Source organism: Halomonas sp. THAF12 (assembly GCF_009363675.1).
Classification (GTDB): domain Bacteria; phylum Pseudomonadota; class Gammaproteobacteria; order Pseudomonadales; family Halomonadaceae; genus Halomonas; species Halomonas smyrnensis.
In genome coordinates, this window is sequence record NZ_CP045399.1 from 208033 (window position 1) to 234748 (window position 26716).

The 26716-nt window shown below is 69.0% G+C and carries 23 protein-coding genes; 7 read left to right on the forward strand and 16 right to left on the reverse strand.

What is annotated here, in order from left to right; all coding sequences use genetic code 11:
• Nucleotides 1-117: 117 nt before the first annotated feature.
• From FIU88_RS00925 to typA, 8 genes are all read right to left on the reverse strand, one after another.
• Nucleotides 118-960 carry an alpha/beta fold hydrolase gene (locus tag FIU88_RS00925; RefSeq protein WP_253742650.1) on the reverse strand — a complete coding sequence of 281 codons (843 nt, stop codon included), beginning with the start codon at nt 958-960 and terminating at the stop codon, nt 118-120.
• 263 nt (nt 961-1223) lie between these two features.
• The gene (locus FIU88_RS00930; protein WP_152477847.1) at nt 1224-2525 is read right to left on the reverse strand and encodes a branched-chain amino acid ABC transporter permease; all 1302 of its coding nucleotides are present in this window, start codon (nt 2523-2525) and stop codon (nt 1224-1226) included.
• Complete coding sequence (locus FIU88_RS00935; protein ID WP_152477848.1) at nt 2525-3529, reverse strand: branched-chain amino acid ABC transporter permease; 1005 nt, start codon at nt 3527-3529, stop codon at nt 2525-2527. The genes FIU88_RS00930 and FIU88_RS00935 overlap by 1 nt, the downstream gene beginning before the upstream one ends.
• Before the next feature lie 31 nt (nt 3530-3560).
• A complete protein-coding gene (locus FIU88_RS00940) occupies nt 3561-4265 on the reverse strand; it encodes an ABC transporter ATP-binding protein (RefSeq protein ID WP_016856236.1) in 705 nt (234 codons plus the stop codon).
• 78 nt (nt 4266-4343) lie between these two features.
• Nucleotides 4344-5114, reverse strand: coding sequence for an ABC transporter ATP-binding protein (locus FIU88_RS00945; RefSeq protein WP_016856237.1), 771 nt, complete (start codon nt 5112-5114; stop codon nt 4344-4346).
• 48 nt (nt 5115-5162) lie between these two features.
• A complete protein-coding gene (locus FIU88_RS00950) occupies nt 5163-6605 on the reverse strand; it encodes a sodium-dependent transporter (protein ID WP_152477849.1) in 1443 nt (480 codons plus the stop codon).
• A 177-nt stretch (nt 6606-6782) separates the two neighbouring features.
• Nucleotides 6783-7100 (reverse strand): hypothetical protein, encoded by a 318-nt coding sequence (locus FIU88_RS00955; protein WP_152477850.1) that lies wholly within the window; start codon nt 7098-7100, stop codon nt 6783-6785.
• 159 nt (nt 7101-7259) lie between these two features.
• Nucleotides 7260-9086: a translational GTPase TypA gene (gene typA, locus FIU88_RS00960; protein WP_016856240.1), complete on the reverse strand. Its 1827-nt coding sequence runs from the start codon at nt 9084-9086 to the stop codon at nt 7260-7262.
• Between the two features lie 520 nt (nt 9087-9606).
• On the opposite strand from typA, the gene glnA reads away from it, so the two are divergent.
• Nucleotides 9607-11013, forward strand: a complete 1407-nt coding sequence (gene glnA / locus FIU88_RS00965) for a glutamate--ammonia ligase (RefSeq protein ID WP_016856241.1) — start codon at nt 9607-9609, stop codon at nt 11011-11013.
• A gap of 98 nt (nt 11014-11111) precedes the next feature.
• On the opposite strand, the gene FIU88_RS00970 is transcribed toward glnA, so the two are convergent.
• A complete protein-coding gene (locus FIU88_RS00970; protein WP_152477851.1) occupies nt 11112-11825 on the reverse strand; it encodes a ZIP family metal transporter in 714 nt (237 codons plus the stop codon).
• A 165-nt stretch (nt 11826-11990) separates the two neighbouring features.
• Between FIU88_RS00970 and FIU88_RS00975 the strand changes: the two genes are divergently transcribed.
• The 3 genes from FIU88_RS00975 to glnG all read left to right on the forward strand — a co-directional run bounded on the left by FIU88_RS00975 (nt 11991) and on the right by glnG (nt 15442).
• Entirely contained in the window at nt 11991-12572 is a 582-nt protein-coding gene (locus FIU88_RS00975) for a DUF4124 domain-containing protein (RefSeq protein WP_152477852.1), read from the forward strand.
• 424 nt (nt 12573-12996) lie between these two features.
• Complete coding sequence (glnL, locus tag FIU88_RS00980) at nt 12997-14043, forward strand: nitrogen regulation protein NR(II) (RefSeq protein ID WP_152477853.1); 1047 nt, start codon at nt 12997-12999, stop codon at nt 14041-14043.
• The gene (gene glnG, locus FIU88_RS00985) at nt 14036-15442 is read left to right on the forward strand and encodes a nitrogen regulation protein NR(I) (RefSeq protein ID WP_016856245.1); all 1407 of its coding nucleotides are present in this window, start codon (nt 14036-14038) and stop codon (nt 15440-15442) included. The genes glnL and glnG overlap by 8 nt, the downstream gene beginning before the upstream one ends.
• Before the next feature lie 550 nt (nt 15443-15992).
• On the opposite strand, the gene FIU88_RS00990 is transcribed toward glnG, so the two are convergent.
• Nucleotides 15993-17810: an aminopeptidase P family protein gene (locus FIU88_RS00990; protein WP_152477854.1), complete on the reverse strand. Its 1818-nt coding sequence runs from the start codon at nt 17808-17810 to the stop codon at nt 15993-15995.
• Nucleotides 17811-17812: 2 nt separating this feature from the next.
• Entirely contained in the window at nt 17813-19393 is a 1581-nt protein-coding gene (locus tag FIU88_RS00995) for a peptide MFS transporter (protein WP_152477855.1), read from the reverse strand.
• A 267-nt stretch (nt 19394-19660) separates the two neighbouring features.
• Here FIU88_RS00995 and FIU88_RS01000 point away from each other — a divergent pair, with 267 nt between their 5' ends.
• A complete protein-coding gene (locus FIU88_RS01000; RefSeq protein ID WP_016856248.1) occupies nt 19661-20998 on the forward strand; it encodes a deoxyguanosinetriphosphate triphosphohydrolase in 1338 nt (445 codons plus the stop codon).
• Nucleotides 20999-21019: 21 nt separating this feature from the next.
• Here the strand turns inward: FIU88_RS01000 and FIU88_RS01005 are convergent, their stop codons facing one another.
• Nucleotides 21020-21829, reverse strand: a complete 810-nt coding sequence (locus tag FIU88_RS01005) for a RimK family alpha-L-glutamate ligase (protein ID WP_016856249.1) — start codon at nt 21827-21829, stop codon at nt 21020-21022.
• Nucleotides 21830-21952: 123 nt separating this feature from the next.
• On the opposite strand from FIU88_RS01005, the gene FIU88_RS01010 reads away from it, so the two are divergent.
• Complete coding sequence (locus tag FIU88_RS01010; RefSeq protein ID WP_253742653.1) at nt 21953-22753, forward strand: ribonuclease I; 801 nt, start codon at nt 21953-21955, stop codon at nt 22751-22753.
• Nucleotides 22754-22773: 20 nt separating this feature from the next.
• Here the strand turns inward: FIU88_RS01010 and FIU88_RS01015 are convergent, their stop codons facing one another.
• Entirely contained in the window at nt 22774-23652 is an 879-nt protein-coding gene (locus FIU88_RS01015) for a nuclease-related domain-containing protein (RefSeq protein ID WP_016856251.1), read from the reverse strand.
• 95 nt (nt 23653-23747) lie between these two features.
• On the opposite strand from FIU88_RS01015, the gene FIU88_RS01020 reads away from it, so the two are divergent.
• Entirely contained in the window at nt 23748-24614 is an 867-nt protein-coding gene (locus FIU88_RS01020; RefSeq protein WP_016856252.1) for an NAD-dependent protein deacetylase, read from the forward strand.
• On the opposite strand, the gene FIU88_RS01025 is transcribed toward FIU88_RS01020, so the two are convergent.
• The 3 genes from FIU88_RS01025 to FIU88_RS01035 form a co-directional block, all read right to left on the reverse strand.
• Nucleotides 24595-24969 (reverse strand): translation initiation factor Sui1, encoded by a 375-nt coding sequence (locus FIU88_RS01025; RefSeq protein ID WP_152477856.1) that lies wholly within the window; start codon nt 24967-24969, stop codon nt 24595-24597. The genes FIU88_RS01020 and FIU88_RS01025 overlap by 20 nt on opposite strands.
• Nucleotides 24970-25042: 73 nt before the next feature.
• Nucleotides 25043-25702 carry an HAD family phosphatase gene (locus tag FIU88_RS01030; RefSeq protein WP_152477857.1) on the reverse strand — a complete coding sequence of 220 codons (660 nt, stop codon included), beginning with the start codon at nt 25700-25702 and terminating at the stop codon, nt 25043-25045.
• 28 nt (nt 25703-25730) lie between these two features.
• Complete coding sequence (locus FIU88_RS01035; protein WP_152477858.1) at nt 25731-26711, reverse strand: D-glycerate dehydrogenase; 981 nt, start codon at nt 26709-26711, stop codon at nt 25731-25733.
• Nucleotides 26712-26716 lie beyond the last annotated feature (5 nt).

Genomic DNA, 26716 nt, shown 5'->3' on the forward strand with positions numbered 1-26716 from the left:
CGGCGGTGACCCGCCGGGGGCTTTTCATTGCGGCGATGCGGCTTAACGGTCAGGCCGGGTAGGGCGCCACGGCGGCCGGCCCTCGGTGTTGGCTTCGCCGCTTCGCGAGGTGGCGTCTCACGCGGCCAGGAACGCCAGGATCTGGCGCGAGGTCTCCTCGGGCTGCTCGTCGGTCACCCAGTGGCCGGCGTCCTTGACCCAGACCAGCTCCGCACCGGGGATGGCATCCGCCAGCATCGGCGCATAGTCCGGCTTCTGGAAGTTGTCCTGATCGCCCCACAGCACCAGGGTCCGGTGCGGGACATGCTTGAGCTCACCGGCGATCGCTTCGGTATATTCCTTGTTGAGGCGGCGCATGTTGCGGAAGAAAGCCGCCTTGCCTTCGGCGCTGTTCCACGGCTTGACGTAGGTCTCGCGCAGCTCCTCGGTCATCACCTCGGGATCGTGCACGCCCTTGGGCATGAAGTCGCGCATGGTGCCGATGAAGGACTCGACGCTGGTCGCTTCCTCCACCCCCGGTTCCAGCAGGCGCTTGAACTCCGGAATCGGCCAGGAATCGAAGCACACGCTGTCGATCAGCACCTGGCGGCGCACCCGCTCCGGGTGGTTGACGGCGAGCAGCTGGCCGATGCCGCCGCCGATGTCATGCGACACGATATCGGCGCTCGACACGCCGAGGGCATCCATCAGCTTGACGATGATGCGTGCCTGGGCGTTGATGGACACATCGGCATCCGGCGGCATGTCGGATTCGCCATAGTTGAGCATGTCCGGCGCGATGACGCGGTAATGCTCGGCGAGCCTGGGCATGACGTCGCGCCACATCAGCTTGTTGGTCGGAATGCCGTGAATCAGGATCAGGGGGCTGCCCTCGCCCATCTCCCGATACGCAATACGGTGGCCCTCGATCCTGGCGTGGCGAGTCTCGACGTTTTCCATTCGGGTGGTCACGTGGCTCATCTCAACCTCGTCTTCTGCGCGATGGCATCGCTTTTCGGCAAGCCGTGTCACGGCTTGCGGCGTGTGACGACGGTCACCCTAAAAGTTTTTGAGTGATCGCTCAATATATTTTTGAGCGATCACTCAAGATCGGCCTTGGCCTTGGCATTGGCGAGGAGGTAAGAAGATAAGAAGGTAAGGGAGTAGGGGAGTCAGGAGGTAAGGAGGTAAGAAGGCAAGTAGGCGAGGGGCGGAATGTATGCCCCTCACCCGTCACCGCCCCATCAATCCACGTGCTTGGTCTTCTCGGGCAGCAGGCCCTTGGGCGCGAAGCGCAGCACCAGGGTGATCAGCAGGCCGATCACGAACACCCGGGCCTGCAGCGCGCGGCTGTCGAGGCTGGCCGGGGCGTCCCAGCCGAAGGTGCTCTCGCCGAAGTTCACCGCCAGCTCCATCAGGAACAGCGCCAGCGGCTCCGACATCAGCCAGATGATGTACACCGCCACGGCGCCGAAGATGGTGCCCAGGTTGTTGCCGGGGCCGCCGAGGATGACCATCACCAGCACCAGGAAGGTGTGGTTCAGCGGCAGGTAGCCCTGGGGGTCGAACAGGCTGTTGAAGCTCGCCAGCACGGCGCCACCGATGCCCATCAGGATGCAGCCCAGCACGAAGATCTCCAGCCGGCGCCGGTTGATGTTCTTGCCCATGGCCGCGGACGAGATCTCGTTGTCGCGGATGGCGCGGATCATCCGCCCCCAGGGGGCATGGTAGGCGCGGTGCAGCAGGAAGAAGATCGCCGCGATCAGCACCGCCGTCACCGACAGGTACAGCGCGCGGGCCAGGGTGAAGCCGACCTCGGCGGGGCCGGGCACCGGCCAGGGCAGCGGCGAGACGGTGGCGGTGCCGCGGGTCAGCCAGTCGGAGTTCTTGAGGAACGCCTTGATGATCTCGGCGATGCCGATGGTGGCGATGGCCAGGTAGTCGCTGCGCAGGCCCAGGCAGACGTGGCCGATGAAGTAGCCCACGCCGCCGGCCAGCACGCCGCCGACGATCCAGCCGACCCAGGACGGCAGGCCCAGGCCGCCGACGAAGCCGGCCTGGGACTCGATCTGCCCGGCCACGCCGCGGAAGGCGCTGATCACCACCAGGTAGAGCACCACGGCCAGCGCCACGGTGATGACGGTGCGCAGCTTCTTCGGCACGCCGAGGCGGTCGAGCCGCGAGGCGCCGAACACCACCAGCGCGGCGCCGACGATATAGCCCAGCACCACGGCGAGCTCGCCGGGCAGTTCGGAGTCCCAGAAGGCCTCGTTGACCGGCACGCTGAAGAACATGGCGCAGAAGCCGCCCAGGGCGACGAAGCCCATGACGCCGGCATTGAACTGGCCGGCGTAGCCCCACTGGATGGTCAGGCCCAGGGCCAGGATGGCGTAGCAGGCGGCTTCCACCAGCATGCGGGTGCTGTAGGCGGCGCCCATGATCCCGTAGACGCCGAGCACGGCGACCAGCAGGGCCACGAAGATGACCACCTCGCGCAGCGGGAAGCGGCGCGGGGCGGCGACGGTATCGGTGCGTGTCGTGCTCATCAGATCACCTTGCCCTTGAAGATGCCGGTGGGGCGCCACACCAGGATGGCGACGAGGATGAAGAAGGGCACCACGATCTTGTACTCGGTGCCGACGAAGGCCAGGTTGCCGGGCAGCGACAGCCACTCGGGCAGGCTGTCACGGAAGGGCCGGAGCAGGATGCCCCAGTTGAACACCGCCAGCGTCTCGGCGAAGCCGACCACGAAGCCGCCGGCGATGGCGCCGTAGGGGTGGCCCACGCCGCCGACGATGGCCGCGGCGAAGATCGGCAGCAGCAGGAAGAAGCTGAGGTCCGGCTTGAAGGTCACGTCCAGCGACAGCAGGGTGCCGGCGATGGCGGCCAGGCCCCCGGCGAGCACCCAGGTCACGGCGACGATGGTGTTGGTGTTGATGCCCGAGGCCCGCGCCAGGTCCGGGTTGTCGGACATGGCGCGCATGGCCTTGCCCAGCCGCGAGCGCGACAGGAAGAAGTGCAGCGCCACCACGCTGATCAGCGTCAGCGCGAACAGGTAGAGCTGCGGCTCGGTGATCACCACCGGCACCCGCACGCCCTCGATGGGCAGCGGGATGCGGAAGATCTCCTTGCGGTCGTCGACGTAGAGGCTCTCGCCGCCGGTGCCGGCGAACAGCCGGATCAGCCCCTGCAGCATCAGGGTCACGCCCAGCGAGGCGATGACCATGACGATCGGCTTCACGCCGTGGGCGCGCAGCGGCTTGTAGAAGGTGCGGTCGATGCCCACCGCCAGCAGCGCGGTCAGCGCCATCGCCAGCGGCAGCATGATCAGCGGCGTGGGCACGCCGAGGGCGGCGCCGGCCTGCGGGAAGAGGGTGGTCAGCAGCAGCACCATGAAGGCGCCGAAGGTCATCATGTCGCCGTGGGCGAAGTGGGCGAAGCGCATGATGCTGAAGATCAGCGTCACGCCCACCGCGCCGATGGCGTAGATCGAGCCGGCCACGCTGCCGGCGATCACCACGTTGTTGATGAAGAAGACGAGTTCGTTCACGGGGTCTCTCCGATGTGCCGTCGGGGCGGGCTCAGCCGCCGAGGAAGCTCTTGGCGACGTCCGGGTCGGCCAGCAGGGCCGCGCCGGTGTCGGTGAAGCGGTTCTGGCCGGCGGCCAGCACGAAGCCCTTGTCGGCGATGGCCAGCGCCTGCTTGGCGTTCTGCTCGACCATCAGGATGCCGACGCCGGCGGCGTTGACCTCCTTCACCCGCTCGAAGATCTCGTTCATGTACCGCGGCGAGAGCCCGGCGGTGGGCTCGTCGAGCAGCAGCACCTCGGGTTCGGCCATCAGCGCGCGGCCCATGGCGACCATCTGCCGCTGGCCGCCGGAGAGCTCGCCGGCGGGCTGGTGGCGCTTGTCCTTGAGCGGCGGAAAGAACTCGTAGACCCGGGACAGCATGCGCTTGACGTTGCCGGGCTTGAGGTAGGCGCCCATCTGCAGGTTTTCCTTCACCGAGAGGCTGGGGAAGACGTTGTATTCCTGGGGCACGAAGCCCATGCCCTTCTGCACGAGCCGGTTGGGCGGCAGGTTGTGGATGGGTTCGCCGCGCAGCAGGATCTCGCCCTGGCTGACGCGGAGCAGGCCGAAAACGGCCTTGAGCATGGTCGACTTGCCGGCCCCGTTGGGGCCGACGATGACGCCGATCTCGTCTGCTTCGATGGCCATGTCCACCCCGTTGAGGATGTTCATGCCGCCGTAGCCGCCGTGCACGTCGCGTGCGTCGAGTAGTGGCATAGCTGGCTCTCTGCGTTGTCGTTATCGGGCGGGATCCGGCCGCCCATCGTTGTTGTCGTGTGCCGCTGCCGGCGACCCTTAGGCCGCCGGTGAACCGAAATAGGCCTCGATGACCTCGGGGTTGTTCTGGATCTCCTCGATGCTGCCCTCGACCATCACGCTGCCCTGGGCGAGCACGATCACCGGGTCGCAGAGCCGCGCGATCATGTCCATGTCGTGCTCGATGACCAGGAAGGTGTAGCCCATCTCGCGGTTGAGGCGCTCGATGTTGCCGATCAGATCGCCGAGCAGGGTGCGGTTGACCCCGGCGGCGATCTCGTCGAGCAGCACCACCTTGGCGTCGGTCATCATGGTGCGGCCGAGCTCGAGCAGCTTCTTCTGGCCGCCGGAGAGGTTGCCGGCCAGCTCGTTGCGCACGTGGTGCAGGCCGACGAAGTCGATCACCTCCAGCGCCCGGCGCCGCACCTCGGCCTCCTCGCGGCGCACCTGGCCCGGCTTGAACCAGGTGGCGAACAGGTTCTCGCCGGCCTGGGCGGGCGGCACCATCATCAGGTTCTCCAGCGCCGTCATGTTCGAGAACTCGTGGGCGATCTGGAAGGTGCGCAGCAGGCCCTGGTGGAACAGCGCGTCGGCGGGGCGGTTGGTGATGTCCTCGCCGTCGAAGACGATCTGGCCGGTGTCCAGCGGCAGGGCGCCGGCGATGATGTTGAACAGCGTCGACTTGCCGGCACCGTTGGGGCCGATCAGGCCGGTGATCGAGCCTTCCTCGACCTGGAGGGAGCAGTCGTTGATGACCTGCAGGCCGCCGAAGGCCTTGTTGACGTGTCGGACGTCGATGATGGCTGACATGTCACACCTGTGAGCATTGGGTTGTTGTTATGGGTCGGGCGACGACGCTCATGAGGCGTGTCGCTCGCTCAGGAAGCTGCGACCGGCGGCGAAGGCGCCGACGATCACCACCGCACCGATGGTGGGTATCCAGTAGCCCTGCACCTGAGGAAGGCTGCGCAGGAACACGAAGGCGACGGCGGCCGGGGCCACGAAGCGCACCAGCAGGCGCCAGACCCGGAACCAGCCCTCGCCGGTGCGCATCTCCTTCATCACCTCGCCGTGGGTCAGCACCCAGCCGGCGAACAGCGCGATCAGCAGGCCGCCCAGCGGCATGAAGATGTTGGTGGCCAGCTCCAGCAGCTCGAAGGGGCTGCGGCCGAACCAGCCGTGGAAGGGCGAGTCGCTGGCCCAGGCGTTGAAGCTGAACACCGTCAGCAGGCCCAGCGCCCAGCTGGCCACCACCATGGCGGAGACCGCCTGGGGGCGGCTGAGCGAGAAGCGCTCGACCAGGTAGGCGGCCACCGGCTCGATCAGCGAGATCGCCGAGCTCAGCGCCGCGCCCAGCACCAGCAGGAAGAAGATGGCGCCGAGCAGCGTGCCGCCCGGCATCTCGCCGAAGGCCAGCGGCAGGGTGACGAACATCAGCCCCGGGCCCTCGGCGGGATCCAGTCCGGCGCCGAACACCAGGGCGAAGATCGCCAGGCCGGCGATCAGCGCCACGGCGGTGTCGACGAGGGCCACGGTGAAGGCGGTGCCGGTCAGCGAGGCGTCGCCGGACATGTAGGCGCCGTAGGCCATGATCGCGCCCATGCCGAGGCTCAGGGTGAAGAACGACTGGCCCATGGCTTCCAGCCAGCCCTCGAGGCTCAGGTCGGCGACGTTGAAGGTGAACAGGAAGTCCGCGGCGCCGGCCAGGTCGCCGATCATGGCCGCGTAGGCCAGCACCACCATCAGGATCACGAACAGTGCCGGCATCAGGATGCGCAGGCCGTTCTCGATGCCGCGGTGGACGCCGAGCCCGACCATCAGCGCCGAGGCGCCGATGAACAGGCTGTGGTAGAGCGCCAGCAGCGGCGGCGAGGCCAGCAGGGCATCGAAGCTCGCGGCCACGGCCTCGGCGCCGGCGTGGCTGAGGCGTCCGGTGAGCATCAGCCCGGTGTAGTGGATCGCCCAGCCGGCGATCACCGAATAGAAGCTCAAGATGATGAAGGCCGAGGCGGCGCCCAGCCAGCCGATCGACTCCCAGCCGCGGGATGCCCGGTGGGTGCGGGTCAGGAAACGCATGCCCATGATCGGGCTGCGCCGGCTGTTGCGGCCGAGCATGGTCTCGGCGATCAGGATCGGGATGCCGACGGCGACGATGGTCAGGGCGTAGACCAGCAGGAAGGCGCCGCCGCCGTTCTCGCCGGCCAGGTAGGGAAAGCGCCACAGGTTGCCGAGCCCCACCGCCGAGCCGACGGCGGCAAGCAGGAAGGTGCCCTTGTGCGTCCAGACGTTGTTCGTGCTCATCGGTACCCGGCGTTGGCGACCTGGTGACTCGGACCCAGGCCTCGCGAGCGGGCCATGGGTTGCTGCGCTGGGCGGTATGCCCCATGGCCGTCACTGTGCGCCAGACGCGGGTCCCTTGACCAGATGGCTAGCGTTTAGGAGCCGTTGGCGATGGCGGATGGTAATCCGGGCGCCGGCTCAGTCTCGGTCGTCGTCCGCCTCGGGGTGACGCGGCTCGAGAGCGCGCAGGGCATCGGGCAGGCGGACGGTGTCGCCGAGCGCCAGGTCGCCGACGTGCTGCTCGCGGCGGCCGTTGTCATCGGCGATCAGCGCCACCACCTCGCCGATGCTGGTGTCCTCGACGTGGGCGTCGACCCGCACCCGCACGGTGAAGCCGCGGAAATGGGCGCTGATGATGCTGCCCTCGTGAGGCTCCGGGTAGTCCTGGGGATGGTCCTGATAGTAGCGCAGCACGCTGGCGCTGCCGGGATCGTCCCATTCGACGTGCTTGTGCATCGGGCGGTCTCCTTGGTGAGCGGAGGTCTCAGCATAGCCCCCGGCCGGGGCGCGAGGCCAACGGCGCAGTGGCCGACACGGACGCAGAAGGCGGAAACGAAAGAGCCCGCCATGATGGCGGGCTCTGGGGCGCAACGAGTCGCGGTGCGTCGACGCGGCTTACTTCTTCTTGGAACGCTTGCGCTCGTTCTCGGACAGCAGCTTCTTGCGCAGACGAATGTGGTTCGGGGTGATCTCGACCAGCTCGTCGTCGTCGAGGAACTCGATCGCCTGCTCCAGGGTGAAGCGGATCGGCGGCGTCAGCACCAGGTTCTCGTCGTTGCCGGACGCGCGCATGTTGTCGAGCTTCTTGGCCTTGGTCGGGTTGACGACCATGTCCTCGGCACGGCTGTTGATGCCGATCAGCATGCCTTCGTAGACCTCGGTGCCGTGCTCGATGATCAGCTTGCCGCGGTCCTGCAGCGCGAACAGCGCGTAGGCCAGGGCCTTGCCGGAGACCATGGACACCAGCACGCCGTTGCGACGCTCGACCGAGGCGTCCGGCTTGAGGTCGCCGTAGTGGTCGAAGCGGCTGGTCAGGATGCCGGTGCCGGAGGTCAGGGTCAGGAACTGACCGCGGAAGCCGATCAGGCCGCGCGCCGGGATGATGAAGTCGAGACGCACCCGGCCCTTGCCGTCGGGGTTCATGTTCTTGAGCTCGCCCTTGCGGTAGCCGAGCTCTTCCATGATGGCGCCCTGGTGCTGCTCCTCGCAGTCGATGATGACTTCTTCGTAGGGCTCCTGCTCCTGGCCGTCGATCTCGCGGATGATGACCTCGGGGCGGCCCACGGCCAGCTCGAAGCCTTCACGACGCATGCTCTCGATCAGCACCGAGAGGTGCAGCTCGCCGCGGCCGGAGACGATGAACTTCTCCGGGGAGTCGCCCTGCTCGACGCGCAGCGCCACGTTGTGGATCAGCTCCTGGTCGAGGCGATCCTTGATGTTGCGGCTGGTGACGAACTTGCCGTCCTTGCCGGCGAACGGCGAGTCGTTGACCTGGAAGGTCATGGACACGGTCGGCTCGTCGACGGTCAGCGCCGGCAGCGCCTCGACGGCGGCCGGGTCGCACAGCGTATCGGAGATCGCCAGATCCTCGATGCCGGTGATGCAGATGATGTCGCCGGCGGTGGCTTCGTCGGTCTGCACGCGCTCGAGGCCGAGGTGGGTCATCACCTGGCCGATCTTGCCGCGGCGGGTGTTGCCTTCCTTGGAGACGACGGTGACCTGCTGGTTCGGCTTGACGCTGCCGCGGGTGATGCGGCCCAGGCCGATGACGCCGACGTAGCTGTTGTAGTCCAGCGCGGAGACCTGCATCTGGAACGGGGCTTCCAGCTCGACCTTGGGCGGCTCGACGATGTCGACGATGGCCTCGAACATCGGTCGCATGTCGTCGCTCAGCTCTTCCGGCTCGGTGCCGGCGATGCCGTTGAGCGCGGAGCAGTAGACGATCGGGAAGTCGAGCTGCTCGTCGGAGGCGCCGAGGTTGTCGAACAGGTCGAAGATCTGGTCGATGACCCAGTCGGGACGGGCGCCCGGGCGGTCGATCTTGTTGACCACGACGATCGGCTTGAGGCCCTGGTCGAAGGCCTTCTGGGTCACGAAGCGGGTCTGCGGCATCGGGCCGTCGACGGCGTCGACCATCAGCAGCACGGAGTCGACCATGGACATCACGCGCTCGACTTCGCCACCGAAGTCGGCGTGTCCCGGGGTGTCCACGATGTTGATGTGGTAGTCGCGGCCGTTGCCGTCATCCCAGCGGATCGCCGTGTTCTTGGCCAGGATGGTGATGCCGCGTTCCTTCTCCTGGTCGTTGGAGTCCATGATGCGCTCCTGGCCTTCGGCCTTGCGGTCCAGGGTGCCGGACTGCTGGAGGAGCTTGTCGACCAGGGTGGTCTTGCCGTGGTCGACGTGAGCGATGATGGCGATGTTGCGAAGATTCTCGATCACGACGGGATCCTGCTGGGAAAATTGGGGTGGCATTATAGGGTCAGGACCTCGACGCTACCAGCCTTGTGGCGTCCGGAATCCGGATCGTCGCGGTGTTTTTCGCCCGCGCGTCGCCGCGGGGCGCCTGGCGCGGCGGCTGGGCGGCGGAAGCGTCGGGCTGGTGCGCAAGAAAAGACGATGTGCACATATTTGGTGCATCGGGGGCGTGCGAGCGTCATCTTGGGGCGCATTCCGGCGGACGAGAAGGCGCCATGAGCGGGCATGATGCAGATTGGTGACTCTGCACTCTCATGAAGCAGGTTTTTTTCTTCTTTCTTCTCAGTCGTTTATGGAAATGATTTCGGCGAATGTCGCCATTTTGGCACGCCATCTGCATTATTTGGGGCAATGCCATGGTCGTGCATGGCGGCGTGGGCATCGCACCGACGTCATGCTACAACGTCGACTGGACACACCCGCGACCGACGACAGACAGATTCAGCGGAATATCATAACCAGCCACTGTACCCTGGAGGACCTCATGTCCGAGAAGACTCTCGCCCTGATCGAAGAACACGACGTGAAGTGGATCGACCTGCGCTTCACCGACACCAAAGGCAAGGAACAGCACGTCACCATTCCGGCCCGTGACGTCGATGAAGAGTTCTTCGAGAACGGCCAGATGTTCGATGGCTCCTCCATCTCCGGCTGGAAGGGCATCAACGAGTCCGACATGATTCTGCGCCCGGAAGACGGCACCGGCTTCCTCGACCCCTTCACCGAAGACGCCACCCTGATCCTGCGCTGCGACATCATCGAGCCGGCCACCATGCAGGGCTACGAGCGTGATCCGCGCTCCATCGCCAAGCGCGCCGAGGCCTACCTGCAGTCCACCGGCCTGGGCGACACCGCCTTCTTCGGTCCGGAGCCCGAGTTCTTCATCTTCGACGAGGTGCACTGGAAGGCCGACATCGAAGGCGCCATGTACAAGATCACCTCCGAGGAAGGCGCCTGGGCCACCGACCGTCAGGTCGAGGGCGGTAACCTGGCGCACCGTCCGCGCGTCAAGGGCGGCTACTTCCCGGTGCCCCCGGTCGACAGCTTCCACGACATCCGTGGCGCCATGTGCAACACCCTCGAGGCCATCGGCCAGTCCGTCGAGGTGCACCACCACGAGGTCGCCAACGCCGGCCAGAACGAGATCGGCGTCAAGTTCAACACCCTGGTGAAGAAGGCCGACGAACTTCAGGAAATGAAGTACGTGGTGCACAACGTCGCCCACGCCTACGGCAAGACCGCCACCTTCATGCCCAAGCCGCTGGTCGGTGACAACGGTTCCGGCATGCACGTTCACCAGTCCTTCTGGAAGGACGGCGAGAACCAGTTCGCCGGTGACGAGTACGCCGGCCTGTCCGAAATGGCGCTCTACTACATCGGCGGCATCATCAAGCACGCCCGTGCCCTGAACGCCTTCACCAACGCCTCCACCAACTCCTACAAGCGTCTGGTGCCGGGCTTCGAGGCGCCGGTCATGCTGGCCTACAGCGCCCGCAACCGCTCCGCGTCCATCCGCATCCCCTACACCGCGAGCCCCAAGGGCAAGCGCGTCGAGGCTCGTTTCCCCGACCCGACCGCCAACCCGTACCTGTGCTTCGCGGCGATGCTGATGGCCGGTATCGATGGCATCAAGAACAAGATCCATCCCGGCGACGCCATGGACAAGAACCTCTATGACCTGCCGCCGGAAGAAGGCAAGTCCATCCCGACCGTCGCCGAGAGCCTGGACCAGGCCCTCGAGGCGCTGGCCGAGGACCGCGCCTTCCTGACCGAGGGTGGCGTGTTCACCGACGAGATGATCGATGCCTACATCGAGCTCAAGGAAGAGGACGTCGAGCGCCTGCGCATGACCACTCATCCGGTCGAGTTCGACATGTACTACAGCTGCTGATGCCGCGCGGCGCCCGGCGCCGCGCTCCAGCACGCGAAAGGCACGCCCGTGGGCGTGCCTTTTTTTGTGCGTCTTTCTCCCGGGGCCTCCGCCCGGGATCAGTAGATCAGCATATGGCCGCCGATGCCCATGGCGAAGCCGAACACCGCCCCCAGCGGCGGGCCCCAGTGGCGCTCGAGCCGGGCCTGGGGCGCCAGGTCCTGGAACACCGAGTAGAGGATGCCGCCGGCGGCGAACAGCATGATCGCGGCCACCGTGGACGGGTAGGCGGCCAGCCACCAGTAGCCGCTCAGGCCGGCCAGCGGCCCCAGCCAGGCCATGGCGAAGAACATCGTCAGCAGGCGCCGGGTCGAGTAGTGGGTGTTCTCGCGCAGCTCGCGATAGGCGTTGAAGCCCTCCGGCAGGTTCTGCAGCGTCATCAGCAGCGCCAGCAGCACGCCGCTGCCGCCGCCGTAGGCGAAGGCCGCGCCCAGGGCCAGGGCCTCGGGCAGGAAGTCGGCGAGCATGGCGGTGAGCTGGCTGGCGGGGGTGCCGTTGCGGTAGAGGGCGATATCGAGCGCCATGAAGGTCAGGCCGCCGGCGAGGAACCAGGCCATGGCCGGCGCCAGGTCCAGGGCCTCGAAGCTGTTCGGCACCAGCACCAGGGCCACCGCCGAGAGCAGCGCGCCACCGCCGAAGGCGATGATGCCGTGGCGCAGCTCGTTTTCCAGCCAGTTCGGCCGGATGCGCTCCTCCTTGGCCACCCAGCCGCCCAGCGGCATCGCCATGCCGGCCATCAGGGTCAGCGCTATCACCTTCTCCCACGCGTCCATGCAGCTCGCTCCTTGGCTTGTCGTGTCGCAGAATCATCCTACTCGCATTCGCTCGGCCCGCGAACGTGGATTCCGTTCCGGGGCCGCCCTGGTCTAGGCTTGGAGCATGATGACGGCAGGCGCAAGGCGCGCCATGGACGGCCGTCACGGACCCGGGAGAGACACATGCACAAGGTTGTCATGACACTGGCGCTGAGCCTGGCGCTGAGCCTGCCGGCGGCGGCACAGACCATCTATCGCACCACCGACGCCCAGGGCAACGTCGTCTTCACCGACGATCCAAAGCGCGGCGGCGAGGCGATGGAGCTCGATCCGCTCACCGTGGTGCCGTCGCGCCCGGTGCAGCCGCTGTCGAGTGCCTCGCCCGGGCGGGCCGACGGCACCACGCGCTATGGCGAGCCCGGCCAGCCCTTCATGCCCTACGACGTCTTCGCGATCGCCTCCCCCGAGCAGGAGACGACCCTGCCCACCGGCGCCGCGGGCAACGCCCAGGTGCGGCTCGCCATCCGCCCCGACCTGCGCGACGACCATCGCGTGCGGCTGCTGGTGGACGGCCAGGTCAGCCAGTCCGCCATGCACACCGACACCTTCCTGCTCTCCAACCTCAACCGCGGCGAGCACCGGGTGCAGGCCGAGCTGCTCGACGCCTCCGGCGCGGTGCGCCACCGCACCTCGCCGCTGACGCTCTTCGTCCAGCGGGCCAGCGTCAATCTGCCGAGCAATCCCAACAACCCCGCCAACCATTAGCTGCCCCCTCGCCGGCCACATCGACCGCTGTGTCCGGACGGCTCCCCGAGGCCCTGTGACCCGCCCCCGGCGCGTGACGACGGGCGCTTCGATGCCTTCGATCACGCCGGCCGGGTGAGCGAGGGCAGCGCCTTCCGCCATGCCGAGGCGTTGCGCGGCGATCATCCGCCCCGGGACGATCGCCGCCGGCGCGACCATGAGGCATGGCGAGCGCATCACGACCCGCGCGCGCACCTTCGGAAGGCGCCCGAGCGGGAGTAAGCGCGACCTCGCAGTGCGTGCACCAGCTTGGTGCACTACCATGGTGCATGATCCCCATGTCGGATCAGCCGGGAGGCGACGCCATTTCGTCTTCCCCAAAGTGGCGCGCTTCTTGCAGAACTTGAGGGAGGCGCCCCTCCACTCCGCTGCCGGGAATGCACCAATGTATCAACGCCTGATGGAACACCTCACCACCGCCGTGCTGCTGCTGGACGGCCAGCTGCGGCTGCGCTGGATGAATCCGGCGGCGGAGGCCTTGCTGGCGTTGAGCCGCTCGCGGGTGATCGGCCAGCCGCTGCCGGGGCTGGTGAACTCGGAGGACGACATCGGCGAGCTGCTGGCCAAGGCCCGCGACGAGTTCCATCCCTATACCCAGCGCGAGGCGCGCCTGACCCTGCCCACCGGCGACGCGCTGACGGTGGACTACACCGTCACCCCGCTGTCGTCGGACGAGTTGCTGATGGAGCTGGAGCCCCGCGACCGGCTGCTGCGCATCTCCCGCGAGGAGGCGCTGCAGACCCGCCAGGAGACGATCAAGGTGCTGGCGCGCGGGCTCGCCCATGAGGTCAAGAATCCGCTGGGCGGGATCCGCGGCGCCGCCCAGCTGCTGGAGCGTGACCTGGGCGACTCCCGGCTCACCGAGTTCACCCATATCATCGTCGAGGAAGCCGACCGGCTGCGCGACCTGGTGGACGCCATGCTCGGCCCGCATCGCCTCAATCGTCACGAGCCGCTCAACATCCACAAGGTGCTGGAGCGGGTCCGTGCGCTGGTGGCGGTGGAGCATCCCGAGGTGACGTTCACCCGCGACTACGACCCCAGCCTGCCCGATCTGATGGGCGACGAGTCCCAGCTGATCCAGGCCATCCTCAACGTGGCGCGCAACGCCGTGCAGGCGATGACCGAGGCCGGGATCGAGGGGCCCACCCTGGTGCTCAAGACCCGCGCGCGTCGCCAGTTCACCCTGGGCGCCGAGCGCCATCGCCTGGTCTGCCAGGTGAGCCTCATCGACAACGGTCCCGGCATCCCCGAGGAGCTCAAGGAGACGCTGTTCTACCCCATGGTGTCCGGCCGCGCCGAGGGCAGCGGCCTGGGGCTGTCGATCGCCCAGTCGGTCCTGCACCGTCACCAGGGGCTGATCGAGTGCGACTCCCGGCCGGGCCAGACCGAATTCCGACTGCTGATACCGCTGGAGACATCCCATGACTGAAGCCGCACGCGTCATGATCGTCGATGACGATCGCGCCATTCGCTGGGTGCTGGAGCGCGCTCTGGCCCAGCCCGACCTCGAGGTCGAGAGCGTCGAGCGTGCCGACCGGATCCTCGAGCGGCTGCTCGAGGATCCGCCCGACGTGCTGGTCACCGACATCCGCATGCCGGGCCTGGACGGCCTGGACCTGATGGCGAAGGTACGCGAGGCGCATCCGGAGCTGCCGGTGATCGTGATGACCGCCCACTCCGACCTCGACAGCGCGGTGGCCTCCTATCAGGGCGGCGCCTTCGAGTACCTGCCCAAGCCGTTCGATGTCGACGAGGCCCTGGCGCTGGTGCGCCGCGCCGTGGCCCACGCCCGCGAACGCCAGCGCCCGGTCAGTGCCCCTGAGGGGCTGGACACCGAGATCATCGGCGAGGCGCCGGCCATGCAGGAGGTGTTCCGCGCCATCGGCCGGCTGTCGCAGTCGCACATCACGGTGCTGATCAACGGCGAGTCCGGCACCGGCAAGGAGCGCGTCGCCCAGGCGCTGCATCAGCACAGCCCGCGCGGCGGCAAGCCGTTCATCGCCCTGAACATGGCGGCGATTCCCCGCGACCTGATCGAATCCGAGCTGTTCGGCCACGAGAAGGGCGCCTTCACCGGCGCCACGGCCCAGCGCCAGGGCCGCTTCGAGCAGGCCGACGGCGGCACCCTGTTCCTCGACGAGATCGGCGACATGCCGGCCGAGACCCAGACCCGCCTGCTGCGGGTGCTGGCCGACGGCGAGTTCTACCGCGTCGGCGGCCACACCTCGGTGAAGGTCGACGTGCGCATCATCGCCGCCACCCACCAGAACCTGGAGGGCCTGGTCGAGGACGGCCGCTTCCGCGAGGACCTGTTCCACCGCCTCAACGTGATCCGCGTCCACCTGCCCAAGCTCGCCGACCGCCGCGAGGACATCCCGCGCCTGGCGCGCCACTTCCTGGCCGAGGCCGCCAAGGAGCTCGCCACCGACGTCAAGGTGCTGACGCCGGAGGCCGAGGCCCACCTGACGCGGCTGGCCTGGCCGGGCAACGTGCGCCAGCTGGAGAACACCTGCCGCTGGCTGACGGTGATGGCCTCCGGCCGCGAGGTGCTGGTCGAGGACCTGCCGCCGGAGCTGCGCGAGGCCGACGAGGGCGGCGCCGCCGGCGACTGGCGCCTGGCCTTCCGCGACTGGGCCGACCGCGCGCTCGCCGCCGGCCACACCCACCTGCTGGAAGAAGCCGTGCCGGACTTCGAGAAGATCCTGATCGAGACCGCGCTCAAGCACACCGGCGGGCGCAAGGGCGAGGCCGCCGAGCTGCTGGGCTGGGGGCGCAATACGCTGACCCGCAAGCTCAAGACGCTGCTGCCGGAAATGGCGGAGGACTGAGCCGCCGAGCCCTTGGGCTGGGGGCGCAATACGCGCTCTCTCAAGGGCCGGCAAGCTCAAGACGCTGCTGCCGGAGATGGCGGAGGACTGAGCCGCCGAGCCGCTGGGCTGGGGGCGCAATACGCGCTCTCTCAAGGGCCGGCAAGCTCAAGACGCTGCTGCCGGAGATGGCGGAGGACTGAGCCGCCGAGCCGCTGGGCTGGGGGCGCAATACGCGCTCTCTCAAGGGCCGGCAAGCTCAAGACGCTGCTGCCGGAGATGGCGGAGGACTGAGCCGCCGAGCCGCTGGGCTGGGGCGCAATACGCGCTCTCTCAAGGGCCGGCAAGCTCAAGACGCTGCTGCCGGAGATGGCGGAGGACTGAGCCGCCGAGCCGCTGGGCTGGGGGCGCAATACGCGCTCTCTCGAGCGCCGGCAAGCTCGAGACGCTGCTGCCGGAAATGGCGGAGGATTAGGTGCGAGGAGTCAGAGGTAAAGAGTGAGGAATCACGAAGAAGGGCGCCCCGCGGGGCGCCCTTCTCCTGTTTCGGCTTCGGGAAAGCCGCTTCCGCTCAGCCGCGCTCGAGCGGTTGGGTGCGTTGCTCGAGCCAGGCCAGGGCCTCGCCCTCGAGCTTCGGCGCGAGCCGGCTGCGGACCTCGGCGTGATAGGCGTCGAGCCAATCGGCCTCGGCGGGGTCGAGCAGGCCGACGTCGATCGGCCGGGCGTCGATGGGGCACAGGGTCAGCGTCTCGAAGCGCAGGAAATCGCCGAACTCGCTCGCCTCGGCGGGGCGGTTGGCGGCCAGGTTCTCGATGCGGATGCCCCATTGGCCCGGGCGGTACACGCCGGGTTCGATGGAGGTGATCATCCCCGGCTGCATGGCGGTGTGCGGTGCGGCCGGGGCGTACCAGGCGATCACCTGCGGGCCCTCGTGGACGTTGAGGAAGTAGCCCACGCCGTGGCCGGTGCCGTGGCCGTAGTCGCGGCCGCTGGCCCACAGCGGGGCGCGGGCGATGGCGTCCAGGTGCGGCGAGGGGATGCCGCGCGGGAAGTGCGCCCGGGACAGGGCGATGGTGCCCTTGAGCACCCGGGTGTAGTCCTCGCGGTGGGCGTCGGTGATGTTGCCCACCGGCACCACCCGGGTGATGTCGGTGGTGCCGCCGTGGTACTGCCCGCCGGAGTCGATCAGCAGCAGGCCGTCGCCCTCGATGGTGGCGTGGGCCTCCGGCGTGGCGTGGTAGTGCGGCAGCGCACCGTTGGCGTTGTAGGCGGCGATGGTGCCGAAGCTGCGGCTGACGAAGCCGGGGCGGCGGGCGCGGGCGGCGGTGAGCTTCTCGTCCACGGTCAGCTCGGTGATCGTCTCGCCGCGCTCGAGCGCGGCCTCGAGCCAGGCGAAGAACTCGCACAGGGCCGCGCCGTCTTCCTCCATGGCCTCGCGCACGTGGGCCAGGTCGGCGTCGCTCTTGCGGCCCTTGGCCAGGGTGCTGGGCTGGTAGGCCTCGGCCAGCGCCACGCCTTCCGGCAGCGCCTCGCGGGTGCCCAGGGTCAGCTTGGCCGGGTCGATCAGCACCCGGGCGTCGGTCGGCAGTTCGCCGAGCCGGCGTGGCCAGTCGGCGTAGTCGGCCACCGCGATGCCGTCGTCGGCCAGCGCCGCCGTGAGCGCGTCGTCGAGCTTGCCCGGGGCGACGAACAGCGTGGCGCTGTCGCGGCCCACCAGCAGGTGGGCGAGGAACACCGGGTTGAACTCGACGTCGGCGCCGCGCAGCTGGGTCAGCCAGGCGATGTCGTCCAGGGTCGAGACGGGGTGCCAGTCGGCGTCGTGCTCGGCCATGGCCTCGCGTACCCGGGCCAGGCGCTGGCCGCGGGTCTCGTCGAGATAGGCCGCCGGATGGGCGTAGAGCGGCGCCTCGGGCAGCGCCGGACGCTCGGGCCAGATGGCGTCGAGCAGGTCGACGTCGCCGCGCAGGCGAACGCCCGCCGGGGCCAGATGATCCTCGAGCCGGCGCACGCTGGCCAGCGACATCACGTCGGCGTCGAAGCCGAGGGTGGCGCCCTCGTCGAGCCGCTCGGCCAGCCAGCGCATCGGCGCGTCGGCCTGGCCGGGGGTGAGCTTCATCAGCGCGATGGCGCTGCCGGCCAGCTGCTCCTCGGCCTGCACCCAGTAGCGGCTGTCGACCCACACGCCGGCGTCGTGCTGGGTCACCACCAGGGTGCCCACCGAGCCGTCGAAGCCGGACAGCCAGGCGCGGCCGGCCCAGTGCTCGGGCAGGTATTCGGAGTTGTGCGGGTCGGAGGAGGGCAGCCACCAGGCATCGATGGCGTGCTCGCGCATGACCTCGCGCAGGGCGTCGAGACGTTGGCGTGCGGTGGCGGCACTGGAAGAGGTCATGCTCAGGCTCCTTGCGGGTCGGTGGCGTCCGCGCGATGGGCGGCGGTCGGGTCGATGAGGCGGTGGTGTCCGAGCATGCGCTTGAACACCGGCACGAGCAACAGCAGCACCGCGGCGAAGATCACCAGGGCGATGGCCGAGCGGCCGAACAGCTCGGGCAGCTGCTGGACCTCCTCGGGATTGACGTGGCCGCCGATCAGGCCGGCCACCAGGTTGCCGAGCGCCGAGCCGGTGAACCACAGCCCCATCAGCTGGCCCTGGGTGCGCCGCGGCGACAGGCCGGACATGGTGGAGAGGCCCACGGGGCTCAGGCACAGCTCGCCCAGCGTCAGCATCAGCATGCTGGCGATGATCCACAGCGGCGAGACCAGCCCGGGGCCGCTCAGCACCCGCTGGGCGGCCAGCACCATCAGGCCGAAGCCGGCGGCGGCCAGCAGCAGGCCGAGCACGAACTTCATCGGGCTGCCGGGCTCCAGGCGGCGGCGCCCCAGCGCCGGCCACAGCCAGCCGAACAGCGGGCCGAGCAGCACGATGAAGATGGGGTTCAGCGACTGGAACCAGACGGTGGGAATCTCCCAGCCGAACAGCCCGCGGTCGGTGTAGTTCTGGGCGAACAGGTTGTAGGAGGTGGGCTGCTGCTCGAAGGCGGCCCAGAAGAAGGCCGCGGCCACGATCAGCACGAAGCACACCGTGACCCGGGCGCGTTCGTCGCCGTTCAGGCCGTTGAACAGCATCAGGTAGGCATAGAAGCCGATCGCCACCACGATCAGCACCGAGGTCATGGCCTCGGCCAGGGCGCGGGCGTCGATGTGGATGACGCCGGTGGCGCTCAGGGTCACCAGCCCGGCGATCAGCGCCATGACGCCGGCGACCCAGCTTCCGACGTGGCGGCGGCTTTGGGCCGGGGCGTCCCAGCTCGCCTCGCGGCCGCGCTCGCGGTCGGCGCGCCGCATGGACGGCACCGCCCACAGGCGGAAGATCAGCAGCGCCGCCAGCATGCCGAGCCCGCCGATGCCGAAGCCCCAGTGCCAGCCCCCGTGTTCCAGCATCACGCCGCTGATCAGCGGCGCCAGCAGCGCCCCCAGGTTGATGCCCATGTAGAAGATGGCGAAGCCGCCATCGCGGCGCACGTCGCCGTCGTCATAGAGGCCGCCGACCATCACCGAGATGCAGGTCTTGAACAGCCCCGAGCCGAGCACGATCAAAATCAGGCCGACGAAGAAGGCCGGCGCCCCGAGCAGCGCCGACAGCGCGATGGCCAGGTGGCCCAGGGCGATCAGCACCGAGCCGTACCACACTGCCCGGCGCTGGCCGAGCCAGTTGTCGGCCAGCCAGCCGCCGGGCAGGGCGGCCAGATAGATGGCACCGGCGTAGAGGCCGACGATGGCCGAGGCGGTCTTCTCGTCGAAGCCCAGACCGCCGTCGAGCAGGCTGGCGGCCATGAACAGCACCAGCAGCGGGCGGATGCCGTAGTAGGAGAAGCGCTCCCACATCTCGGTGAAGAACAGCGGCCCCAGCGGGCGCGGATGGCCGAAGAAGCCGCGATCCCGTCGGGAGGTCGTGGCGTCGGAGGTGGAGGTCATGAAGCGTCTGCCTTATTGCTTGTGCATTGCCAACCGCGCCCGGCGGGAGTCCACGACGCCATATGCTGGCGTTTACTGCTGAATGAGAGGCGGCGTGGGTGGTTTTTTTCTGTCTGACGCGGTTCAGACGGGGGATTCTATGGTGTTTTGTTAGCCAACGAAATACGACGGAAGCGGTAGGGTGCGGTGCCAGGCCTCCCGCATCGCCCCGCGATGGCAAAGCGGCGCGCGGCGGTGCCAGAATGGAACCCTCAAGGAGGAACGCCCATGACGCAGATGACCTGGGAGCGGCTGCTCGACCCCGCCCGGCTCCACGACCGGCGCGGCACGTCCCGCGACGAGATCGGCCGCAGCCCCTTCCACAAGGACCACGACCGCATCGTCTTCGCCGGCTCCTTCCGCCGCCTGGGGCGCAAGACCCAGGTGCACCCGCTGACCGACAACGATCATATCCACACCCGCCTGACCCACTCGCTGGAGGTCGGCTGCGTCGGCCGCTCGCTGGGCATGAGCGTCGGCGAGGGGCTGCGCCACCGGCTGCCCGAGGACATCACGCCGGCCGATCTCGGGGTGATCGTCCAGGCCGCCTGCCTGGGCCACGACATCGGCAATCCGCCCTTCGGCCACGCCGGCGAGTACGCCATCCGCGACTGGTTCAAGCGCGCCGAGAGCGACGGCAGCGGCCTGCTGGAGGGGCTGTCCGACGCCGAACGCGCCGACCTGCTGACCTACGAAGGCAATGCCCAGGGCTTCCGCATCGTCACCCAGATCGAATACAACCAGTTCCGCGGCGGCATGCGCCTGACCGCAGCGACGCTGGGCACCCTGCTCAAGTACCCCTGGACCGTCGAACACGGCGGCAGCGCCGGCAAGTTCGGCTGCTACCAGAGCGAGGCGCATCTGCTGACCGAGGTGGCCGATCGGCTGGGGCTCCTGCCCCAGGGCGAGAACCGCTGGAGCCGGCATCCGCTGGCCTGGCTGGTCGAGGCCGCCGACGACATCTGCTACGCGCTGCTCGACCTGGAGGATGGCCTGGAGATGGGCATCCTCGGCTTCGACGAGGTGGCCGGCATCCTGACCCAGATCGCCGGCGGCGAGCCCGGCGACTTCGCGACCATGCGCGAGGAGGGCGTGTCCCAGCGGCGGCGGATCGCCGCGCTGCGCGGGGCGGCCATGGAGCGCGCGGTGACCGAGGTGGCCGGGGCGTTCGTCCAGCACGAGGCCGAGCTGCTCGGCGGCCGGCTGCGCCACGATCTGCTCGAGCTGTGTCACCCGGACCTGGACTGGGGCGTGAAGACGGCCAAGCAGCTGGCGCGGGAGCGCATCTTCCGCAACGAGCGCAAGGCCAAGCTGGAGATCGGCGCGTATACGACCCTGGGGATTCTTTTGGAGGCCTTTATCGGCGCCGCCCACGAGCTGCATCACACGGGCTCATCGACCTTCAAGCACCAGCGGGTGCTGGCGCTGATCGGCGAGAACACCCCGCGGCCTTCCTGGTCGCTCTACGACAGCTACCGGCGCATGCTCGACTTCATCGGCGGCATGACCGACCACTACGCGGTGGATCTGGCCCAGGAGATGGGCGGGCGGCTGAGGGGCGACTGAGCGGCGCCTGCTCGTGGCCGACTAGGCCGTCAGCTGCAGCGGCGGCTCGCCGTCCGGGTCGCGATCGTCGTCGTCGAGGCCGATGACCCGGCGGATGGCGGCGCCGATGCGCCGGCTGCTGTCGGCGATGCCCTGGTTGCCGAACAGGCGGTTGAACTCGAAGACGTAGGGATGGCCGTCGACCATGGCGATGTCGAAGCCGGCGTGGTCGATGTCGAGCTCGCGGGCCAGGCGGCGGGCCAGGTCGATGGCCGCCTCGGGAATCGCCGCGTGGTCGATGCGCCCGCCCTGGCTGACGTTTGCGCGGTAGCCCTCGAGCGGGGTGACCCGCCAGTAGGCGGCGATCACCTCGCCGCCGACCAGCACGATGCGCAGGTCGCGGTCGATCGGCAGCCGCGCCTGGGCATACAGCACCGGCTCCTCGGCGACGTGGTCGTCGAGATCCCGGCGGGAGGCGATCAGCCGCACGCCCTCGCCCATGGCGCTCTTGATGCGCTTGGCGATGAAGGGGTAGCCGAAGCGCGCCTCGACTCGATCCAGGACGGCGCGGGAGGTGCCGCGGATCTCGGTGGGCGGCACGTGCTCCGGGCACAGCGCCAGGAAGGCGCGGGTCTGCTGGACCTTGTCGTGGCCCAGGTGATAGCTGGCGAGACTCGGGAAGATGCGCGCGCCGAGGCCGTAGACCAGGGCATTGACCTGCCAGTACTCGGGAAACAGCAGCCAGTCCGCCTGGCGGATCTCCTCCAGGTGGTCGTACATGCGTTCCGGCTTGATATAGCGCACGCCGGGAATGCCCAGGGTGCGAAAAACATCGAACGTGATGAGTTTCATGGTGATGAAAAGGATATCTCCTGCGAAGGCGGCGAATTATTATCCGCCTTCATGGTTCTGGCAAGCGTTATTGGCCCCCCCGGGCGTCCCCGAGGGAGGCATGACGATGAGGAGCGCGCGACGGTGAAGCGATCGAGATCGTATTGGCGGCCGAAGAGGGCGCTGCTGCTGGGGCTGGTGGGCGGCTGGCTGGCCGTGGCCTCGGCCCTGCCGGCCGTGGCGTCATCGCCACTGGCGCGGGAAGGGGTCGAGCATTACACCCTGGCGCTGACCTGGCACCCCGGCTTCTGCGCCAGCCGTTCGCGGCCGCCGCGGGAATGCCGGGAGGCCCGGCTGCGACGCGGGGCCGAGGACGGCTTCGTGCTGCACGGGCTGTGGGCCTCGCTGCCCGATGATCTCCGCGAGCGCGGCGTGACGCGCCGCGACTGGTGGCGGCAGGGCTGCTTCCTGGAAACGCCGCGGCCGGACGGCGGCTTCTGCCGCGCCCACGCGCCGCTGGCGCTGCCCGAGCCCCTGGCGAGCCGGCTGGACCGCGCCATGCCGGGGCGCGCGAGCTGCCTGGATCGCTACCAGTACGCCAAGCACGCGGCCTGTCTGGCGCTGCCCGCCGAGGCGCTGTTTTCCACTTCCCTCGAGCTGCTCGAGGCGGTCAACGACAGCGCCTTCGGCGACTTCGTGGCGCTGCATCGCGGCGGCGTGGTGGGGCGCAATGCCCTGATCGACGCCTTCGAGGCGGCCTTCGGCGAGGGCACGGGGCGGGCGCTGCGGCTGGAGTGCCGCGGACGCGGCAACCGGCTGCTGACCGAGGTGAGGATCGGCATCGACGCCGAGGCGCTCGAGCGCTTTCCGGCCGCCGACAGCCTGGTGCGGCTCGGCCGCGGGCGCTGTGCGACGCGGGTCAGCATCGCCGACGTCGACGGATAGCCCGGAAGCCTCGCCGGCGATCAGTGCGGGGCGCGGCGATGGATGGCGGCGATCACCGCCTCGTGGGCGGCCTCGTCGAGTGCGTCCAGGCGTTGTTCGGGCAGTCGGTCGGCCAGGGCGTCGCCGCTGACCACCAGCAGGTCGTCGGCGGCCTCGGGATGCTCGATCCGCCAGCCGGGCAGGGCCAGCACGCCCTGCACCGGCACCGGATGGCCCAGTTCGCCCTCCAGCCAGTCGGACAGCCAGCGCGCCGCGCGGCGGGTGTCGCGCAGCGGGCGCCGCTCGATCCAGCCCGGGAAGCGCAGGCGGGCGCGCTCGACCGTGACACGGTTGTCCTCTTCGCCGGAGGGCTTCACCGCCGGGCTGCGCGCCCAGGTCTCGATGGCGAACACGCCGTGGGGCGTGACCGCCACATGATCGAGGGTATCGCCCTCGCCGGGCACGTCGTGGAACACGAAGTAGGGATGCGACTCGGGGCGGATCAGCCGCTCGAGCTCCTGGCCCACCGCCAGCTCGCAGGCCAGCCCCAGCTTGAGGCGGCGGATGCGCTGGAAGTCGCGGATCAGCCGGAAGCAGAACACCAGCACCAGCAGCGTGGAGAGGGCGCCATAGAGGGTCCACTCGACCCAGTTCTGCTCGCTCGCCAGCAGCATGCGGCCCATGCCGTAGACCAGCGGCGCCATGATCACGATCGGCCCCAGCGCGCCGTTGAGGAACAGCCCGGCGAAGGCGCGGTCGAGGCGGTCGCGCAGCGACTGGCCCGGTTCGCGCAGCGGATGGGCGTCGAACGGCGAGCTGACCCGGGCGTCATGCAGGTTGCGCAGCCCGACCACGATCACCGCGGTCGCCGCCAGGGGAAACAGGAAGATGAGGGGAATCAGGTATTCCAGCCAGGCCATCGGGATTCCTTGCCCGTGGGAGATCCTGGCCATTGTAGACAGCGTGACGCCCGGGGGCCATGCTCGGCGCGATACGCCGAGAAGCGAGGAGTGACATGAGCGATCATCCGGCGCCGTCGGGGGCCGATCTCGATGCCCTGGCGGCCTTCGTGGCGAACACGCCGCGCCTGGCGGTGCTGACCGGCGCCGGGATCAGCACCGCCAGCGGCATCCCCGACTATCGCGACGACAGCGGCGACTGGAAGCGCTCGCCGCCGATGCAGCACGGCGTGTTCATGGGCAGCCGGGCGGCGCGACAGCGCTACTGGGCGCGGGCGCTGATCGGCTTTCGCACCCTGCAGGAGGCGCGCCCCAACGAGGCCCATCGCGCCCTGGCCCGGCTCGAGGCCGAGGGGCGGGTGGCCGGCATCATCACCCAGAACGTCGACGGCCTGCATCGCCGCGCCGGATCGCGGCGGGTGATCGAGCTGCACGGTCGCGCCAACCTGGTGCGCTGCATGGGCTGCGGGGCGACGCGCATGCGCCATGACCTGCACGCCGAGCTGGCCAGCCGCAACCCCGACTGGCTCGACACCGGCGCCAGGGCCGGCCCGGACGGCGACGCCGATCTGGAGGCGGACTTCACGGATTTCCGGGTGCCGGACTGCACGCGCTGCGGTGACGGCATCTGGAAGCCGGACGTGGTGTTCTTCGGCGACAGCGTGCCGCGCGCCCGGGTCGACGAGGCCTTCGCGCTGCTGGACGACGCCGACGGGCTGCTGGTGGTGGGGTCGTCGCTGATGGTCTATTCGGGCTTTCGCTTCGCCCGAGAGGCCGCTCGGGCCGGCAAGCCGCTGGCCTGCCTCAACCTCGGGCGGACCCGGGCCGACGACCTCTACACGCTCAAGGTGGCGGCCGGCGCCGAGGCCGGGCTGGCCGCGCTGATCGAGCGGCTGGACGACGCTAGCCGCCGGCCAGCTTGACCTTGAAGCCTCTCTTTTCCAGCTCGCCCTTGAGCAGGTCGCGCTGGTCGCCCTGGATCTCGATCACGCCGTCCTTCAACGCGCCGCCGGTGCCGCAGCGCTTCTTGAGCTCCTTGGCCAGGGTCTTGAGCTCGTCGGCCTTGAGCGGCACGCCCTCGATCAGGGTCACGCCCTTGCCCTTGCGGCCCTTGGTCTCGCGCCGCAGGCGCACGATGCCGTCCAGGCCGGCGAGGCGCGCGTCCTCGGCGAGTTCGTCGCAGCGGCAGTCGTCGACGGGCTGGCGGCACTCGGGGCAGGTGTCGCCGTGTTCGGTGGAGTAGACCAGGCCACGCAGCTGGTCCTGAAGGGATGCCATGGGGCCTCCTCGGCAATGCAAGCGGGCCTCAGATGATACGAGGCCCGGCGGCGGCGGTCGATGCGTCGGACGGTCAGCGGCTCAGCCGGGCGATCGCCGCCGGCAGCTCGCCGGCATGGCCGATGGACACGGCGCCTTCGGGCGTCGTTTCCTCCTCGGGAAAGCGATTCAGGTGCACCACCCGCATGCCGGCCTCCAGGCCGGCCGCCACGCCCACCGCCGCATCGTCGATCACCACGCAGTGTTCGGGCGCATGGCCCATGGCCTCGGCGGCCTTGAGGTAGAGGGCCGGGTCGGGCTTCCACACGCCCAGGGTGTAGGCGCTGAACAGGCGGTCGCCGAAATGGTGGCCGAGCCCGGTGCTTTCCATGGCGCAGCGGATCTTGCGCTCCGGGCCGTTGGAGACCACCGCGCGGGGATGGTCGGCGAGGGCCTCAAGCGCCGCGGGCATGCCGTCGATCGCGGTCAGCTCCGCGCGCATGCGTGCCTCCATCCGTGCGCGCATCTCGTCCTCCATCGCCTGTCGGCGAGCGTCGTCGAGGGCGCCGTGGCGGGCCTCCATCGCCTGCACGATGGACAGGAAGCGCACGCCGCGGAAGTCGTCCATGTACTGGCGGGCGGTGAAGGGCAGGCCGTGGCGGGACAGGATCTCCGCCATCACCTCGGCCAGCAGGATCTCGCTGTCGACCAGGGTGCCATCGGAGTCGAAGAGCAGGCAGAGCGGAGCGGTCATGAAAACCTCATGGTTGCGGTGATGGAGGTCAGGCCCGGGGCCGGACCGGTGCGTTGAACGGGCTCAGCGGCCGCTCGCCGGCGAGTGACAGGCGCAGGTTGTCCACTGCCCGCCGGGCCATGGCGTGGCGCGTCTCGTGAGTGGCCGAGCCGATGTGCGGCAGCGCCACCACGTTGGCCATGTGGGGCAGCGGCGAGTCGGCCGGCAGCGGTTCGTGCTCGAAGACGTCGAGCCCGGCGGCGCGAATCCTGCCGGCGTCCAGCGCCTCGATCAGCGCCGCCTCGTCGACCACCCTGCCGCGGGCGATGTTGATCAGGATCGCCGAGTCGCGCATCAGCCCGAGCTCGTGCTGGCCGATCAGCCGCTCGGTTTCGGCGCTCAGCGGCACGGTGACGCAGACGAAGTCGGCCTCGCCGAGCAGTTCGTCCAGCTCGCGGCGGCGGGCGCCGAGCTCCTCTTCCAGCGCCGGCTTCGGCGAGGCGTTGGAGTAGAGCACCTTCATGCCGAAGCCCAGGGCGCCGCGCCGGGCGATGGCGGCGCCGATGCGCCCCATGCCGACCATGCCCAGGGTCTTGCCGTGCACGTCGCTGCCGAAGTGCGACTCGCCGAGGCTGGCCTGCCACTCGCCGCGGCGCACGAAGTCGGCCAGCTCCACGGCGCGGCGCGCGGTGGCCATGATCAGCAGGAAGCCGGTGTCGGCGGTGGTCTCGGTCAGCACGTCCGGGGTGTGGCACAGCTGGATGCCGCGGCGCGTCAGTTCCTCGACCGGATAGGCGTCGACACCCACCGAGACGCTGGAGATCGTCTCCAGCCGTGGGGCGGCATCGAGCAGCTCGGCGGTGATCGGACGGCCGGCGCCGATCAGGCCGTGGGCCTCGCCCAGGGCGGCGCGGAACGCCGGGTCGTCGAGATCCTCCAGCTGGCCGAAGTCGTCGACGTGGAAGTCGCGCCTCAGCTCGGCGAGCAGGTCCTCGGGAAGGGGGCGATAGACGACGATACGCTTGTGCACGGGAA